The following is a 17,486-nucleotide window of genomic DNA, read 5'->3' as shown; positions in this document are numbered from 1 at the left end:
AATATAAAGAAAATATCCCCCGTGGATCTTTTTGAATTGTTTTACCAAGAAGTCAAAAACCAAGAACTTTCTTTTGAGGAAAAACAGATAGTGGCAAGTATTTTCAATGAACTCCAAAAAGCAAGCGGTGAAGAAAAATGAAACCAATAAAATTAAAATTCCAGGCCTTTGGTCCTTTTTTAGAAGAGCAAGAAATAGATTTTAACAAATTAAGAAACGATACTTTATTCTTGATTACCGGCCCAACAGGTGCAGGAAAAACTACTATTTTCGATGCAATCTGTTATGCTTTATACGGAAATGGTTCGATGGGCGAAAGAGGAGATGCCATAGCCAGGTCTCATTTTGCAGATGAAAACACCGACACATACGTGGAATTTGAATTTCAGTTCAAAGATAAAATAATCGAAATCTCAAGAACCCCTTCTTACGAAAGATCCAAAAAAGATGGTGAGGGGACCACAAAGCAAAATAGTCAAGCTAGTATAAAGATATATCAAAATGGTGAATTGATATTACATGAAACTGGGGTTAAAAAAGTAAATAGTAAGGTAGAAGAATATTTAGGTTTGAACTATGAACAATTCAAGCAGATAATAATGATTCCACAGGGAGAATTCAGAAAGTTTATAACAGCCAATTCAAACGAGAGAGCAGAGATCTTTAAGAAGATATTTGACATAAGTATATATGAGCGTTTTGAGCAAAAAATAGACGATATTTTTAAAAATATAGAAAAAGGATTAAAAAACCGACAACAAAAAGTCAGAAACATATTAGAAACAATAAACCTTGAATCAGAAGAATACGATCAGTTGTTGAAAGAAGAAAATATCGATCCTAAAAGTTTAATCGATCAATTAACAAAGGAAATTAAGAAGAGAGAAACTTCAAAAGAAGAAACCGAAAAACAAAAATTTCAAAAACAAGACAAACTGCAAAAACTAAATACAGATCTTGAAAATATAAAAAAAGCAAACGAACTAATCGAAAAGAAAGAGACCCTTAAAAAAGAGATCGAAGAACTCCAACAAAATTCCAAGTATATTCAAGAAAAAGAAGAGCTTCTTAATAGGTTAAAAAAGGCAAAAGAAATCCTTCCATACGAAGAAAGATACATAGAATATTTGAAAGAATTAAATGAAAAAAAGAACCAACTCAAAAATCAACAAAGTATATTAGATGAAAGTATGGAAGAAAAACAACGAATAGACGAGAAGTTACCAGAAATTGAAAAGCAATATCAAAAGATATCCGCTGTTGAAAAAGAAATTGAAGATCTCAATCAAAAATTAGATAAATACGTTGAGTACAAAAACCTAATTAAAGAATTCAATACAAAAAAGGAACTTTATGATGAAAAGGTTAGAGAAAGCCAAGAAAAAGATGAGAAGCTTTCAAAAGCTCAGAAAAAATTGGAACAAAACGAAAAATATATATCAGAAAACGAAGATATAAACGTAGAAATACTTAAAAACGAAATTAGCACAAATAAAAAATTATTATCTGCAACCAAGGAATTATCTAAAAAATACACAGAATTGGTAGTTTTACACAAGGATTATCAGAAAGTAAAAAAAGAAAAAGAAGAAATGGAGATTGAAATACAATACTTAAGAGAAGAACAAAGCAAAAAGACTACCGATTTTATAAAATCACAGGCATACCATCTCGCATCCAATCTAAAAGAAGGAGAACCATGTCCCGTTTGTGGATCTATCTTTCACCCTTCTCCTGCCAAAAGTAGTGGAAAATTAATAACAAAAAAAGACCTAGAGGAAATCAATCAAAAATTAAATGAAAAAGAGAAAGAAAAAACAACGATACTAAAAAATTATGAAGACGTATCAAACAAATATTCACAAGAGGTATCTTTATTTAAATCTGAATATAAAAGAATCTGTGAAGAATTACAAATTCCCCAAGAAAGTGAGAATATACACACTCATATACAAAATTTAATAAAAATGCTTAAAGACAGATTGGACCAGCAAAAACAAGAATACGAAAAAAAAATAAAAATATACAACAAAGTCAAATCACTGAAAAACGATAATAAAAAGATCAAAGAAGAAATTAGAGAGTTAGAAGAACAAAGAGAAAAGTTGAGAAAAATAATAGATGAATCGAAATCAGAAATTATAGAAGTAGCAACTAAAATTACAGATCTTAAAGAACAATTAGAGGACAAAACCGAACATGGAATAATAAGCGAAATACAAGAAAAAAGAAAATTTATCCAAGGTATCAAAAACACTTACGAACAAAAAAGAGAAGAAGCTAACAGAATCGCAGAAATAATAAACTCTTCAAAAGGAACAATAAAAACTTTAACCGAAGATATAATTAAATTAGACGACCAAGTAAAAAATGCTGAACAAAAATTCGATCAAATGATAGAAAAAATGGGATTTGAGAACCAACAAGAATATCAAAGAATAAAAGAACAAATTAACTTAATAGAAAGTTTAGAAGAAGAAGTTCAAAAGTATAAAGAAGAATTAAAGAATAAGCAGACTCTTCTCATTGATTTAGAAGAATCCACTAAAAACCTAAAAATGATTGAGGAAACACCTTTAAATAATGAAATAATGCAATTACAAAAGGAAGTTGAAGAATTAATCAAAAATGAAACGAATTTAGAATATGAAATAAAACAGCTTAAAGCCACAAAAACTAATTTGGAAACCATAATAAAAGAAATAGAAAAACAAGAAAAAGAATACTCAACTATAAAGAACTTAAGAGATGTCAGTAAAGGTGACAACAACACAAGAATCAGCCTTAGTAAATATGTACTAGCATATTATTTCGAAGAAATATTAGCTCAAGCGAATCTAAGATTGAACAAATTAACAGATGGCAGATATCAGTTGCATAGATCTTCTAAAGTACTTGATGCAAGAAAGAGTGAAGGCTTAGAAATCATGGTTTTTGATATCTACACTGGAAAAGAAAGAGAAATAAAAACACTTTCAGGAGGAGAAAGTTTTAAAGCTGCACTAGCTCTTGCTTTAGGATTAGCCGATGTGGTGCAAAGCGAAGCTGGTGGTATCTCTTTAGATACGATTTTTATAGACGAAGGATTCGGCAGCCTAGACACAAACTCTCTTGATAGTGCAATCGAAGTATTAACAGAGTTAAATAGCTCTGGAAGAATGGTGGGCATAATATCTCATGTAAGTGAATTGAAAGAAAGAATTAATTCAAAAATCGAGGTAATACCAGGAAAAACTGGCAGCTATATAAAGTTTTAAAAAAAAAGACGCCTTTAAAGGGCGTCTTTTACTAACTTGCATAAGATATACTTCTTTTTTCTCTAATTACGGTTACTTTGATTACTCCAGGATATTGAACCTTTTCCTCTATTTGAACAGATATATCGTGTGCCAATTTTTCTGCGACTTCATCTTCAACTTTATCTGGTTGAACGATTATTCTCAATTCTCTTCCTGCCTGTATTGCGTAGGCTTTATCAACGTATCTAAATGATTTTGCAATTTCCTCAAGTTGTTCGATCCTTCGAATGTAATTTTCCAAAGTTTCTTTACGTGCACCGGGTCTAGAAGCCGACAGAGCATCACTTGCAGCAACCAAAACAGCTTCAGGTGTCATCGGGTCAACTTCGTTGTGGTGATATTGTATCGCATTAACTACTTCCAATTTTTCTCCGTATCTCTTAGCAATTTGTCCTCCAACAATAGCATGTGATCCTTCAACTTCATGATCAACAGCTTTTCCTAAATCATGAAATAGAGCCGCTCTTTTAGCTAGTTCAACGTTTAATCCTAATTCACTTGCCATCATTCCAGCAAATTGAGATACCTCTATTGAATGTTCCAATACATCTTGTCCATAACTGGTTCTAAATTTTAACCTACCTAGAAGTTTGATTATTTCAATGTTCGGCTGTTTTATACCTACTCTCATTACCGCTTCTTTTCCTACTTCCTTTATATATTCTTGAGTTTCATTTTTTGATTTTTCATAGAGTTCTTCTATTCTAGCAGGATGTATTCTTCCATCGGCTACAAGCATTTCAAGTGTTCTTTTTGCTATTTCCCTTCGTAATGGATTGAACGAGGATACAACAACTATTTCTGGTGTATCATCAATTATCAAATCAGCACCTGTGAGTTTTTCAAACGTTCTGATGTTTCTTCCCTCTCTACCAATTATTCTTCCTTTCATGTCATCTGTAGGCAAAGATACGGTTGACGTTGTGATTTCGTTGGTGACATCTGATGCATATCTTTGAATTGCAGTAGTGATAACCCATCTGGCATATTTTTTTGATTCATCTTCGTAATAATCTTTTATTTCTTTGAACTTTTGAGCAATTTCTTTTTCGTATTTATCTTTTGCTTCGTTTATTACTATCTGACGTGCTTCTTCTTCGGTCATTTTTGCGATTTCATTTAATTTCGTCTCTAATTCTTTCTCTAATTTTTGGACATTTTCGTGTTGAACTTCCAATTTTTCTTTTAGTTTTTCTAAATTCTCTTCTTTTTTTGCTAAGCTTTCTTCTTTTCTTATTAATCTTTCTTCGTTGGTTTTAAGCTCTTCTCTTTGTTGCCTTGCTTCTAAATCAAATTGTTGTCTAAGTTTATGTATCTCTTCTTTTGCCTCTAGTAATTCTTTTTGTTTTAATGCCTTAGCTTCTTCTTCTGCTTTTTTTAATATTTTATCTATTTCTTTTTGTTTGTTTTTTATTTCAACTTCCAATTCTTCTTTTTTTGTTTTTAGTGTAGAAATAACCCTTTTGTTTCCAATATTAATTCCAACAAGCACTGATAAGATAAATATAGCTATTCCTATAATTATATATACCAGAATTTCCAATTTTAATCACCTCTTAAGTTTTCAATAACACAGTTTATAATGTCTGGCTCAAAACCTCTTCTATACAAGTAAGCTTTAGTTTTGAGAGTGTCTTGTTTTTTGTCATAATAATTTTTTGCCAATTCTAAAGCAATTGCATTTATATCTACTTCGTTTTTAACTTTCTCTAGGGTCTCGAAAATCAAACTTTCATCAACTCCCAACCGTTTTAATTCATGTTGTATAAACATGGGGCCTTTTTTGTCTAGAGTTAACTTGTCATATGCATATAAATATGCAAAAAGTTTGTCATCTATCAAACCGCTCTTCTTGCATTTTTCTATCACTTTGCCAATAACTTCTTCATCAAAGCCTTTTTCTTTTAGACGGTTTGAGAGTTCTTTTTCTGATCTGGCACGATACTTTATTAAATTCAATGCAGATTTTTCAGCCGCTTTTTCATCTTTAGGATTAATTTTTTTGTGCTTCTTCATTTTTCTCTTTTTTGTTCTTTGACGATTTAGATTCGAACTTTTCTATTAGATAATCGGGAATAATTAAATTGTGCTTCTTGCGAATCGTATATTCTAAATAATCAAGTATTTCAGGATTTTCCATGAGATAGCTAATTGAATTGGTTTTACCCTGTCCTAAACTAACTTCTTCACCATCTTCGTTGATATAAGAGAACCAAGCACCTTTTCTTTGAATTAGATCTTCTTCTACTGCTAGATTAAAGATATCGTTTTCTTTTGCGACACCCCGTCCAAAGATCATGTCTACATTTGCCTGTTTGAAAGGTGGCGCAACCTTATTTTTTACAACTTTTAAGGTTGTTTCATTTCCTATCTGATCTTTCCCTTCTCTTATTGCGCTACCTTTTCTTACCTCTACCCTTATCGTAGAATAAAATTTTAGTGCAATTCCTCCCGTAGTGGTTTCTGGGTTACCATACACTACACCTATTTTCATCCTTACCTGGTTTATAAATATTACTATAGATTTGGATTTACTTATACTACCAGCTAGTTTTCTTAGGGCTTGAGACATTAGCCTTGCTTGAAGTCCCATGTGAGAGTCTCCCATAGCTCCTTCTATTTCTGCTTTTGGTACCAAAGCAGCTACAGAGTCTACCACTATTAAGTCTACTATGTTAGATCTGATTAAAGAATCTACAATTTCAAGGGCTTGTTCACCATAATCCGGTTGCGAAACTATCAATTTGTCGACATCTACACCTAACTTTTTAGCATATTCAACATCTAGAGCATGTTCAGCATCAACAAATGCAGCTATACCGTTCAATTTTTGGACTTCCGCTAAGGAATGAAGAGCTAGCGTAGTTTTACCTGATGATTCGTTTCCGAATATTTCTACAATTCTTCCCCGTGGATATCCGCCAACACCCAAAGCTATGTCTAGAGATAAACATCCACTTGGGACAACGGATATATTGCTATTATCCAATCCCTTACCCATTATCATGACCGATCCTGTTCCATGATTTTTTTCTAATTCTTTAACAAGCTTTTCTAACAATTCTTCTTTATTTGTATCTTTAGAATCATTTTTAGCCATTAATGATGACGCCTCCTTCAAAGTCAACAGTGTAAAGTTTTTTATATATTGGGCCTCTCCTTGTGAGTTCAGAAGAGTATATCCCGATAGAATTTACGTATACTTGGATTTGATCAAAAGTTACAGAATTAATTAGTTCTTTCCAATGGTTAGGGAACGATTTAACTCTTCCTACGGTAATATGAGGTAAAAAGTTGGTATCTTTAACTTCTAATTCTGAAAATTTTAGTACCTTCTTTATTTCTTCATACAGACCAATTAAGGTATGATCTTCTTCTATTCCTAACCATAACACCTTTGGTTGAGAATTGTTTTCAAAGAATCCCATTTTATGGATATTAAAATGAAAAGTAGGAAATCCTGATACTCTTTCACCAACTTTATAAGCTAACTGGGCTAACTTTTCCATTTTTTGATCCCCTAAGAAAAACAAGGTTAAATGGACATTTTTTGCTTTTGTCCAATTTGCTTTAAATCCCATCCTTTGAAACCTTTCGATTAAATCAGTCAATAATCTCTCTAATTTTTCATTGGTTTCGATGGCGATGAAAGACCTTAATTTATCGGTATTGTAATTATTTACATTTTTTAGCTGTGTCATATACTAGGACCCCTTTCTTTTTTAAAATTGCTTAGCGGTTTTGACAGTATAATTTACTCCCGATAATAGACTGATTATAACGGTTAAATAGATCAACGTACTAACTAGAAAATTCCAAAGCATCAAGTATATTACAATGATTAAAGCGATTTCTAAGACGGTTTTTAGTTTACCAAATTTATCGGCAGGGACAACAATATTTTTATTTGCAGCTGCCATTCTTAAACCGCTCACAAAAGTATCTCTTGATACAATTATTGCAACAAACCAAGCAGGCAAAACCCCTACACCCAACATCGCAATAAAAACCGAGTTTATAAGTATTTTGTCAGATATTTGGTCAAAAAATTTGCCGATATCGGTAACTTGACCAGTCTTTCTGGCGACATATCCGTCTAACCAATCTGTTAAAGAAGCTATAATAAATAGGACCAAGGCTACGATATAAAATGATTCTCCAAAAACAGTTAAAATAAATATTGGAATGGCGAGGATTATCCTAGAAAAGCTCAACAAATTTGGTATGTTCATATTCAGCGACTTCTCCTTCCAGATCATATTCGTATGATCCAGTGATTCTTACTTTGACGAATTCCCCTAAAGATAGTTCTTTGTCACCGTAGTTTTTTATGTACACATTCCCATCAATATCCGGGGCGTCTAAATAGCTTCTTCCGATAAAAACGTTGTCTTCTTTTTCTTCCAAAAGAACTTCTAAAGATTTACCTATATATTTTTCCATGACATTTTTAGAAATTTCACTTTGAACTGCCATTAGTTCATTTTGCCTTTGTTTTTTAATTTGTTCATCAATTTGTTCTGGTAATGTGAATGACTTTGTATTTTCTTCTTTTGAAAATTTAAAACTGCCCATTCTTTCAAATTTTACCTCTTTTACAAAATCTACTAACTCTTCGAAATCCGCTGTTTTTTCTCCAGGAAACCCTACCATTAACGTTGTTCTTATGGCGGATGGATCTTTTCTAATTTTCTCAAATAGTTTTGTTAATTCATTTCTTTTCTTATGCCTACCCATACTTTGCAAAATTTTATCAGAGATATGTTGAATTGGAATATCGAAATAATTTAATACTTTTTCATTTCTATGTATGCTTTCTATAATTTCTTCACTTAAAAAATCCGGATGTAAATACATGACCCTGATCCAAAATTTTCCTTTTATATTGTTAAGTTTGTCTAGTAAATCAGGTAATGCCTGCTTTTTGTAATTATCTATGCCGTACAAGGTATTATCTTGGGATACGAGAATGATTTCCTTTACACCTTTGGATACCAAAAATTCTACTTCTTCATTTATTTCTTCGATACTTCTACTTTTCGGCTTTCCTTTGAACGTGGGTATAGAACAAAAGGCACAATTTCTACTACACCCATCCCCAATTTTTACATATGCGTAGTGTGAGACTGGAATCGCTCTAATTTTACAATCATAAAGAGTTTCAGGAATATCATTTTTAAAAAAATAATCACCATTTTCAATTTTTTCAACTATGGTTTTTGGGGACAACACACCATATAATCCATCTATTTCAGGGATATCTTTAAGAAACTCAGTGAAATACCTTTGAATTAGGCAACCTATTGGTATAACTTTTAGATTTTTGTTATTATCTTTTAGGGATATATATTCAAATATGGTTTCGATGCTTTCTTTTTTAGCTTCTTCAATGAAACCACATGTATCTATGAATATATAATCAGCAATTTGAGGATTACTCTCGTATTTGTATCCTTTGTTTTGAAGTAATCCTTTGAATATTTCCATATCTGCATCATTTTTTGGACAGCCTAATTTTACTATGTGAAACTTTTTCATTTGATTCCTCCGATGATTTTATTATAATATACTGCCTTTAAAATCTAATTATATAGATCTAATTATATAGCGCCCCTTCACCCCGCAGCCCGCCCATAAGGAAAAAGGGTTTTACCCCTTCGCCCCGCAGCCCACCCATCTAAGGAAGGGACCGAATGTCCCTTGGACTCTGCAGCTCACCCATAAGGAAAAGGGGACTTTACTCCTTCATTCTGTAACCTGACCACAATCGGCGTCCCGCTTTCCGCACTTTCTTTATATCTATAAATGTCTAATTAGTTATTTAGATTATATCAGATTTTCTTTAAAAAATGAAAAAATTTTAATAATTTAGTTATACATATTTATAATTATCATTTTTGCCAATTTTTACCGACACTAATATCAACTTTTAAAGGTATTTTCAATTTAACAGCATTTTCCATACAATCTTGAACCGTTTTTTTGGTTTCTTCTACGATTTCTTTAGGTAATTCTATTACAACTTCGTCGTGTACCTGAAGTATCAATTTCGCTTCTTTTGGGAGTTTTTTGTATAAATTGATCATAGCCAATTTCATGATATCCGCTGCACTACCTTGGATAGGGGTATTTATGACTATTCGTTTCAACTCTGATTTACCTGTTGTTATGTTTTTCAAAAATCTTTTCCTTCCAAATATTGTTTCAACATAACCTTTTTGTGTTGCAACCTTTAGGCTTGATTCTTGATATTCTTTGACTTTTTGGTAAGTTTTAAAGTATCTGTTCATAAAATCTTTTGCATCTTCTACAGGTATTTTTAAATTCTCGGCTAACCCATATGGAGATGATCCATACACGAGAGAGAAATTAACTACCTTTCCCACCCTTCTCATGTTGTAGTCAACATCCTCGATTTTTACACCGAATATTGCAGCTGCGGTTAAAGCATGTATGTCTTCACCTTTGTTAAAAGCATTTATTAAAGTTTCATCGTTAGTTAGATGAGCTAAAACCCTCAATTCAATTTGAGAATAATCAGCACTCAGTAGTACATAATCATCTCTTTGTGCCTTGACGGCGCTTCTTATTCTTTCTCCATCTTCTTCCCGTATAGGAAGATTTTGAAGATTGGGATCGCTGCTACTTAATCTGCCGGTAGCTGTTCCCGTTTGGTTGAAAGATGTGTGAACCCTTCCAGTTTTTTTGTTAACTAATTTTGGTATAGCGATTATGTATGTAGAGAGAAGTTTTTGATATTTCCTGTATTCTAAGAGTTTTTCTATTATTGGATGTTCATCTCTTAGGGCTTCCAAAGAATCTGCATCTGTTGAATATGATCCGCTCTTAGTTTTTCTTTTTCCCTTCAATCCTAAGTTTTCAAAAAGTAATTCTCTAACTTGTTTTGGCGAGTTTGGATTGAAGTCATAACCGACAATTTTTTTCATTTCATTCATTAGCGAATTCAGCTTCTTGTCGTATTCCTCTTCCAATTTTTTAAGTTCTTTTAAATCAAAATACACACCATTCATTTCCATTTCTGATAAAACATTTATAGTTGACACTTCAATTTTTTCAAACAATTCATTTAGTTCAAATTCTTCTAGTTTGGGCATTAATACTTCAAATAGTCGATATGCAATATCCGCGTCTTCTGCTGCGTACTCAACAACTTTTTTCTTATCGATATCTCCAAGGGTTAACAGTTTGATATCTTTTCCCATAACTTCTTTATATTTAGTTGTTTTATAATCCAAATATTCTTTGGCGAGATCATCCATATTGAACCTTCTGCTATCCGGATTCAACAAATAAGCAGCTATCATACTGTCAAAATATACTTTGTTTAATTCAATTCCATTTACTTTCAAAACCGTTATATCGTATTTTAAATTTTGGCCAATGACCTTTTTATTGTTTAAAAGATTGACTATCTCCTTTGTTATTTCCCACCTGTCTTTTTCTTTGTACAGATACAAAAAATATCCTTCAAATGGGTTCCAGCTTAAAGCGATTCCCACTATATCTGCTTGATATGGATCAAGAGAAGAAGTTTCAAGGTCAAAAGATATTATTTCATATTTCTTTAAGGTTTTTAATAGTTTTTTGTAGTCGTGTGCGTTATATTCGTAATACTTACCTTTTGATGAATAATCTTTTTTTTCTGTTTTTGTTTTCATTACCATTTTAGAGGAGTTACTAGATGTGTCAGGTACATCTAACTCTTTTAATATTGAATTAAACTCCAACTTTTTGAGAAAATCTCGTAGGTCGTCTTTGAATCCTTGATATATAATTTCTTTATCTTCAAATATTTCATCTATCGGTGCATCTACCAACAATTGGACTAATTTTTTACTCAGATATGCGGTTTCCTTTTCGTTTTTTAGTTTGTTTTTTGTAGATCCTTTTATTTCATCCAAATGTTGATACAAATCATCTAAATCCTTGTAATCTTGCAACAATTTTTGGGCTGTTTTTATTCCAATGCCTTTTACTCCTGGGATGTTGTCAGAACTATCCCCCATCAAAGCCAGTAAATCAGCTATTTGTTCTGGAGGAACCCCCATCTTTTTTTCTACTTGGTGTGCATCGTAGAAAACCATTTCTGTTATTCCTTTTTCTGGCCTCAAAATATATACATTATCCTTAACAAGCTGCATCATATCTTTATCCGAGGTGATTATATAAACCTTCTCATAGTTTCTTTTCTTTTTTGACACTATCGTGGCTATAACATCGTCGGCTTCGTAATTATCCATAGCCACTAATTTTACGCCTAATTTTTCCACCATTTCGTATATGTACGGGATCTGTTGTATATATTTTTCGGGTGTTTCCGGTCTTTGGGCCTTATAGGTTTTTAGCAATTCATTTCTATAAGTAGTGGTTTTTTTGTCCATAACAAATATTATTGAATCTTCGCCTTTTTTAACGTATTCTTTGAGTAACTTTAGAAGCATTCGAGCTACTCCGTAGATAGCGTTTGTCGGCAAACCATCCGAAGTGCTCATCCAGTCCCCCAGCGCAAAAAAAGCTCTATATGCTATTCCTGAGCCGTCTATTAAGTATAAATTTGCCATGTGAAACACCTTCTTTTCTTTTGATTTTTCACTCAATTAAAATTAATTTATATTTTCCGGTCTTTTCATCTGGCTTGATATCTTCCACGATTTTTACATCAAAATTGACGTTTTTCATTTTTTTCTTCTCTAGGATATCGGTAAGTTTATTTCTAACTTCTTCTACGATTTTATCTGAATATTCTTTTTGTGAAACGACTATTTTAAAGACAAAAAATGATTGATTCTTTTGAACGAATTGAAACTTAGTCACTCCTTTAACAAAAAATTCAGCTATAACGATTGAATGAATGAAGTCTTTTTCACCGTTTTCATTTATAAAAAATGGAATTAACTCATTTCTTCCAATAACTTGTTCAATCTTTGTAAAGGGCCATTTCCTTTCGTTATTTTTTGATTTTTTTAGGATATCTGTTAATTCATACCTTATTATAGGTTGGGTGTAATTGTACAAGTTTGTCAAAATTGTTCTATCCTCTTTGATTTCAATGTAAACTGCATCATCGTATATGTACATACCTTTTAAATCTTCCCTAGAAACACCCATCGCCAATGACTCAGAAGTTGCATAACTATCCACTATTTCAGCATCCTTCCAAATCTCTTTTAAAAACTGTTTCACATTTTTTAATAAAGGTTCTCCTCCACAAACTATCACTTCTGGGTGAATATTCAAAAGACCTTCATTTTGAAACTGAGCCAAAGATCTTATTCCAAAGGGATACCCTGTGAGATTATCAGGTTGAAAATCGTTAAGCTTTTTTAAGTAGGTTTTGATAGGTTTGTTTATATCCATTACCATATAATCTTTATAGAAAAACTTCTCAGGTTGATTTAGTGGAGAGAGGAACAAACTTATGGCAGCATAATGTCCATCAACTGCGCCTATAAAGGCATATTTCTTTCTTTTGAGAGTAAAATTTGAAAACATCCTTGTTGAAATAGCTTTAATGAAATCCCATTCTCTTTCACTATACAAATAATATCCAACCATTCCGGTTGTTCCAGAACTGTGTATTACATGATACTTGTTAAAAAGTAAAGAAGTTGGATTCGGATTATTTTTTAAAAAGTTTTCCACTTTGCTTTTAGTAATTTGGTTATCTTTAAAGAACTTATTAAAATCATCAATTATAAGGTTTTTATTGATCATTGGTAATTCGTTTATGGGAATCTCTTTCAGCATGTTTTCTTTTATTCCGTAAGATCCATAAAAATCTTTATAAAAAGGTATTTTTCTATAGGCATATTTTAATATCTTTCTAAATTTCTTTTCTCTTAATTCTAATATCTTTTTTCTTGAACAATTAAGATTTTTACGTAGAGAGTAATAATAGTAAACTGTTCTTAGAAAACTCATATTCTCAAAATTCTTTCAAAAAATAATCCAAGTGGTCTTCGCCATATATTACAAATCTGATTTCCTTTAAAAATTGTGGATTGGTATTTATAAAATCATAGACTGCTTTTTTGTAAACTGGAACCGCTTTTTCTATTGGATAACCGTATATACCAGCACTTATTGCAGGCAAAGCTATTGAATTTAATTTTAATTCTTCTGCTTTTTTCAAAGAATTGAACACGGCATCGTACAATAACTTTTCTTCTTTTTGACTGCCTCCTCTCCAAATAGGCCCAACTGCGTGTATTATGTATTTGCATTTTAACTTTCCACCAGTTGTAACTGCAACATTTCCCGTTTCGACTTTACCGTATTTTTTAATGTATTCGTTCGATTCTTTTTGAATATCTGGTCCTCCTTTTCTTGCTATTACTCCAGCTACTCCACCACCATGCTGTAACTGTGAATTTGCAGCATTTACAATAGCGTCTGTTTCTTCGATAGTTATATCACCAGATACCAATTTAATTTCAACGTTGTTGACTTTTATTTCTTTTATAATTTTGTTCATACATTAACCCTCCTAAAAAAGATTAAATTTACATTGTCTTTAGTAACTCTAAAACTTGTGTTAGCGTCTATTCACCCATACGTTAAGGGGTAAACCCCTTAAGATCCCCAAGTTCAGAAGCAAAGTTTATCATCAAAAAGCTTTTTGCACAAGACTGCAAAAAACATAGTTTGCATACTGCAGCAAACGCTCCCCACCCATAAGGATTAAAGAGTCTTTTCAACCATTATAGTTAATGTTTCTTTTATTATATCAAAAGTTAGTAGACTACCCCAAATTAAAATCGAATAATGAGAAAATAAGAGATTTTTGATAATAATCACAAATAACCGCCTATAATCAATCGTAATCACGAATAATCAGATTTTGAAAATAATATTTTTTTCTGTATAATAAAAATGAAAATTTTCTTTTTATTTTGTATTTTTGGAAAAATTTTTTAGTAGTAATTAATACCAAAATTAGGGGAGGTGTGTATGGTGAAGAAACTTACAGTGGTTATTTTAGCAGTGCTTGTTAGTGCGATGGTGTTCACTCAAACGATTACGTTTTGGCACACTCAGGTAGAAACAGACAGGCAGCAAAGGATTAGAGCCTTAGCACAGATTTTTGAGGCACAAACGGGTATAACCGTTAATTTAGTACCTATTGAGGAAAATGAGATCCTAGAACAGATTCCAAGAGCAGTTCAGGCTGGAACCTTACCAGACGTTGTGGAAGGTGGCATTTCTCCTATACTGTTGTTGGGAAGCCAAGGTTTTATGGATACAGAACTGAATGCAAAGATCATCGAGGATTTTGGTGATGTTTATGAAGGCGTTTCAAGATTGATGCAGGCACCAGATGGAGGATATTATGGCGTACCTTTCCATGCTTGGGTTCAAGGGATTTGGTATAAGGCGAATTTGTTTGAAGAAAGAGACCTAGGAGCTCCAACGTCTTGGTATAATATACTTACAGCTGCTAAAGCGTTAAACGATCCTGCTAATGGTTTCTATGGTTTAATATTGCCTAAGAAAGCTGACGCTTATACGGAACAGGTCTTTTCTCAAATTGCTCTTTCAAATGGTGCAAGACCAATTGATAAAGATGGAAATATTCTTTTCAATACTCCCGAGATGATCGAATCATTTAGATTTTATAAAGAACTGGGAAAATATTCCAGGCCTGGTTTTACGGCTGTTCCCGAGGCATTAAATGGTTATTTGAATAATGAAGCCGCTATGGTATTTTATTCCACTTATATAATGGACGATATTGCGGTGGAAGAGGTTCAAAAAAATCGAGTAGAACACTTTGATCCTAAACTTGTTGAAAATACAGGGTTTGCAAATTTTATGGTTAACATAAGACCTTCTTCATTTGGAGAAGTTGTTGGATTGGGTATACTTAACACATCCGATAACAAAGATGCTGCAGAACAATGGGTAAAATTTCTCATGAGTGGTAGCAATTACATCTACTGGTTGCACATGGCACCTGGTGGAATGAATCCAACAAGAAGTTCTATAGCACAGATGGACGAATTTTTAGATAATCCTGTTTTAGAAAGATATGGGAAAGATCAAATAACTACGATTATTTCTGCATTAGATACTGTTGAAAGATTTGAGTTCATGGAAGGAGAAATCATTGAGGAAATGAGTATCCTGTCTGGTAACTTTGTAATTGGTAGAGCAATCAATAGGATGTTTGCAAACGATTGGACACCACAACAAACCGCTCAATGGGCACAAGAAGAAGCCGAAAGATTATTAAGTGATTAAAAGCGTATTAGCTATTAAAAGGGGAATACTTTATTCCCCTTTTTTACTAAAAATGGGGAGGAGAGAAGAATGCAACGATTTAGAGAGTTATCTCCTTTAAAGAAGAAAGAAGCAACTTTTGGGTGGAAGTTAGTATCACCTGCCGTTATTTTGATAGGTCTTTTTATTATGTATCCAGTTTTATACAATATTTACTTGAGTTTTTTTGAAGTATCCCTGACACCGGGAGTACCGAATAAGTTTGTTGGTTTTCAAAATTATAGAGAACTGTTAACCGATCCTACCTTTTGGAATTCCTTTGGTATAACTATGTTGTTTGTTTTGATTACTGTTGTTGGAAGTATTTTAGTTGGTTTAGGGGTTGCTTTGCTTATGAATAAAGAATTTCCCGGCAGAGGTATAGTAAGAGCCCTAATATTGTTCCCATACGTGGCCCCAGTTATTTCCACCGTTTTTGCATGGCAATATGTTTTAATGCCTTTAAATGGCCCTTTAACAATACTTTTAAGTAATTTAGGTATCATGGATGTGACAAAAGACCTAGTTAATGATCCAAATAACGCATTCATAGTTGTTTCATTTTACAGCATTTGGAAGAATTTTCCCTTTATTTATTTAATGATTCTATCCAGATTACAATCGATATCTCAAGATTATTATGAAGCGGCTGATATTGATGGCGCCAATGGTTGGCAAAAATTCCGTCATATTACTTTACCAGAATTATACTATGTAATAGGTTCTTTAGTTCTTTTGAGAGGGATATGGAATTTTTACAAATTTGAAGAGGTATACCTATTGTCGAAAGAGGCGAGAACTCTGCCTATATATCTATATGAAAAAGCTTTTACGGGACTGCCGGAACTTGGAGTTGCAGCAGCGATTGCAACGGTCCTCTTTGTAGTTATGATGGTACTCATATCCATCTATGTGAGGAAGGTGTTAAAATGGTAGTAAGAAAAAGATCTTTTATAAAAACATTTTTATTTTGGTTTTTTATAGCTTTAGTTGTAATATTTGTTTCCTATCCTTTTGCATATATGGTTTCGGTTTCCTTTAGATATGATTCCGATGCATTCGATCCAGGATTGATTCCTGAGAATCCAACGTTGTCACAGTATGCTCAACTCTTAGGCCTTCAGGAGTCAATTAGACAACAAATGAGCGAAGAAGAACAACAACTCATGGGACTTTTAGAGTCTCTTCCGGAAGAACAAAGAGAGCAAGTCCTTCAAAATATACAATCATCAAGACGGCGTGAATCATTTCCTTTTTTAAGATGGTTTGGTAATAGTTTACTATTGGCGGGATTGAGTGCTTTAACGAGTTTAATAATAGGTATATTTGGTGCCTATTCTTTCAGTAGAGTTTGGTATCCGGGAAGAACTTTCGTTCAAAGAGGGGTATTGTTGGTATATCTAGTCGGTGGAGTGATACTATCGGTACCCTTGTATGATTTGTTCGTAAGAATAGGATTAACTAATTCAGGGGGAACCTCAATGTTTGCTTTGTATATTATATATATAATTCAGACGCTGCCTGTTTCAATGTACATGCTTGGTAATTATTTCAGGACGATTCCTGAATCAATTGAAGAGGCAGCCTTAATTGATGGTAGTACAAGAATAGGTACTATTATGAAGATAATTATTCCTCTATCAATGCCTGCTATAATCACAGTCTTTATATACGCCTTTATGATAGGATGGAATGAGTATTTGTTTGCTTCTATCTTCATAAGGCCCTATCCTGGAGCTTATACGCTGCCCGTAGGTTTGAGAGAGATTTTCTTTTCTGAACATGCCGTATGGGCTAAAATGATGGCGGCCTCCGTATTGACAGCCGTTCCAGTCATTGTATTGTTTATGACCGTAGAAAAATATCTAACGGCAGGTTTAACTGCTGGTGGAGTCAAAGAATAAAGTT

13 protein-coding genes are annotated in these 17,486 nt (G+C 32.8%); 4 read left to right on the top strand and 9 right to left on the bottom strand.

All coding sequences use genetic code 11. From position 1 onward, the window contains the following. The first annotated feature begins 137 nt into the window (after positions 1 to 137). Positions 138 to 3,257 (top strand): AAA family ATPase, encoded by a 3,120-nt coding sequence (locus AA81_RS00530; RefSeq protein WP_103897880.1) that lies wholly within the window; start codon positions 138 to 140, stop codon positions 3,255 to 3,257. 31 nt (positions 3,258 to 3,288) lie between these two features. Here the strand turns inward: AA81_RS00530 and rny are convergent, their stop codons facing one another. The 9 genes from rny to AA81_RS00485 all read right to left on the bottom strand — a co-directional run bounded on the left by rny (position 3,289) and on the right by AA81_RS00485 (position 13,794). Continuing rightward, the gene (rny, locus tag AA81_RS00525; RefSeq protein WP_169926277.1) at positions 3,289 to 4,836 is read right to left on the bottom strand and encodes a ribonuclease Y; all 1,548 of its coding nucleotides are present in this window, start codon (positions 4,834 to 4,836) and stop codon (positions 3,289 to 3,291) included. 8 nt (positions 4,837 to 4,844) lie between these two features. Continuing rightward, positions 4,845 to 5,315 (bottom strand): regulatory protein RecX, encoded by a 471-nt coding sequence (locus AA81_RS00520; protein ID WP_103078333.1) that lies wholly within the window; start codon positions 5,313 to 5,315, stop codon positions 4,845 to 4,847. Then, complete coding sequence (recA, locus tag AA81_RS00515; RefSeq protein WP_103078332.1) at positions 5,293 to 6,399, bottom strand: recombinase RecA; 1,107 nt, start codon at positions 6,397 to 6,399, stop codon at positions 5,293 to 5,295. Before recA ends, AA81_RS00520 begins: the two co-directional genes overlap by 23 nt. After that, on the bottom strand, positions 6,392 to 7,000 hold the full coding sequence (gene thpR / locus AA81_RS00510) for an RNA 2',3'-cyclic phosphodiesterase (RefSeq protein WP_103078331.1): 609 nt from the start codon (positions 6,998 to 7,000) through the stop codon (positions 6,392 to 6,394). The genes recA and thpR overlap by 8 nt, the downstream gene beginning before the upstream one ends. Positions 7,001 to 7,021: 21 nt before the next feature. Further along, on the bottom strand, positions 7,022 to 7,531 hold the full coding sequence (pgsA, locus tag AA81_RS00505; RefSeq protein WP_103078330.1) for a CDP-diacylglycerol--glycerol-3-phosphate 3-phosphatidyltransferase: 510 nt from the start codon (positions 7,529 to 7,531) through the stop codon (positions 7,022 to 7,024). After that, complete coding sequence (gene rimO / locus AA81_RS00500; protein WP_103897879.1) at positions 7,500 to 8,837, bottom strand: 30S ribosomal protein S12 methylthiotransferase RimO; 1,338 nt, start codon at positions 8,835 to 8,837, stop codon at positions 7,500 to 7,502. Before rimO ends, pgsA begins: the two co-directional genes overlap by 32 nt. Before the next feature lie 353 nt (positions 8,838 to 9,190). Next, the gene (polA, locus tag AA81_RS00495; protein WP_103897878.1) at positions 9,191 to 11,881 is read right to left on the bottom strand and encodes a DNA polymerase I; all 2,691 of its coding nucleotides are present in this window, start codon (positions 11,879 to 11,881) and stop codon (positions 9,191 to 9,193) included. 28 nt (positions 11,882 to 11,909) lie between these two features. Then, positions 11,910 to 13,241, bottom strand: coding sequence for a phenylacetate--CoA ligase family protein (locus AA81_RS00490; protein WP_103078327.1), 1,332 nt, complete (start codon positions 13,239 to 13,241; stop codon positions 11,910 to 11,912). 4 nt (positions 13,242 to 13,245) lie between these two features. Beyond that, entirely contained in the window at positions 13,246 to 13,794 is a 549-nt protein-coding gene (locus tag AA81_RS00485) for a macro domain-containing protein (protein WP_103897877.1), read from the bottom strand. 476 nt (positions 13,795 to 14,270) lie between these two features. Here AA81_RS00485 and AA81_RS00480 point away from each other — a divergent pair, with 476 nt between their 5' ends. The 3 genes from AA81_RS00480 (at position 14,271) to AA81_RS00470 (ending at position 17,482) form a co-directional block, all read left to right on the top strand. After that, a complete protein-coding gene (locus tag AA81_RS00480; RefSeq protein ID WP_103078325.1) occupies positions 14,271 to 15,560 on the top strand; it encodes an ABC transporter substrate-binding protein in 1,290 nt (429 codons plus the stop codon). A 69-nt stretch (positions 15,561 to 15,629) separates the two neighbouring features. After that, positions 15,630 to 16,514: a carbohydrate ABC transporter permease gene (locus tag AA81_RS00475; RefSeq protein WP_103897876.1), complete on the top strand. Its 885-nt coding sequence runs from the start codon at positions 15,630 to 15,632 to the stop codon at positions 16,512 to 16,514. Beyond that, a complete protein-coding gene (locus AA81_RS00470) occupies positions 16,508 to 17,482 on the top strand; it encodes a carbohydrate ABC transporter permease (RefSeq protein WP_103078323.1) in 975 nt (324 codons plus the stop codon). Before AA81_RS00475 ends, AA81_RS00470 begins: the two co-directional genes overlap by 7 nt. Positions 17,483 to 17,486 lie beyond the last annotated feature (4 nt).

Source organism: Petrotoga halophila DSM 16923 (assembly GCF_002924615.1).
This window is presented reverse-complemented; position numbering and strand designations above follow the sequence as displayed.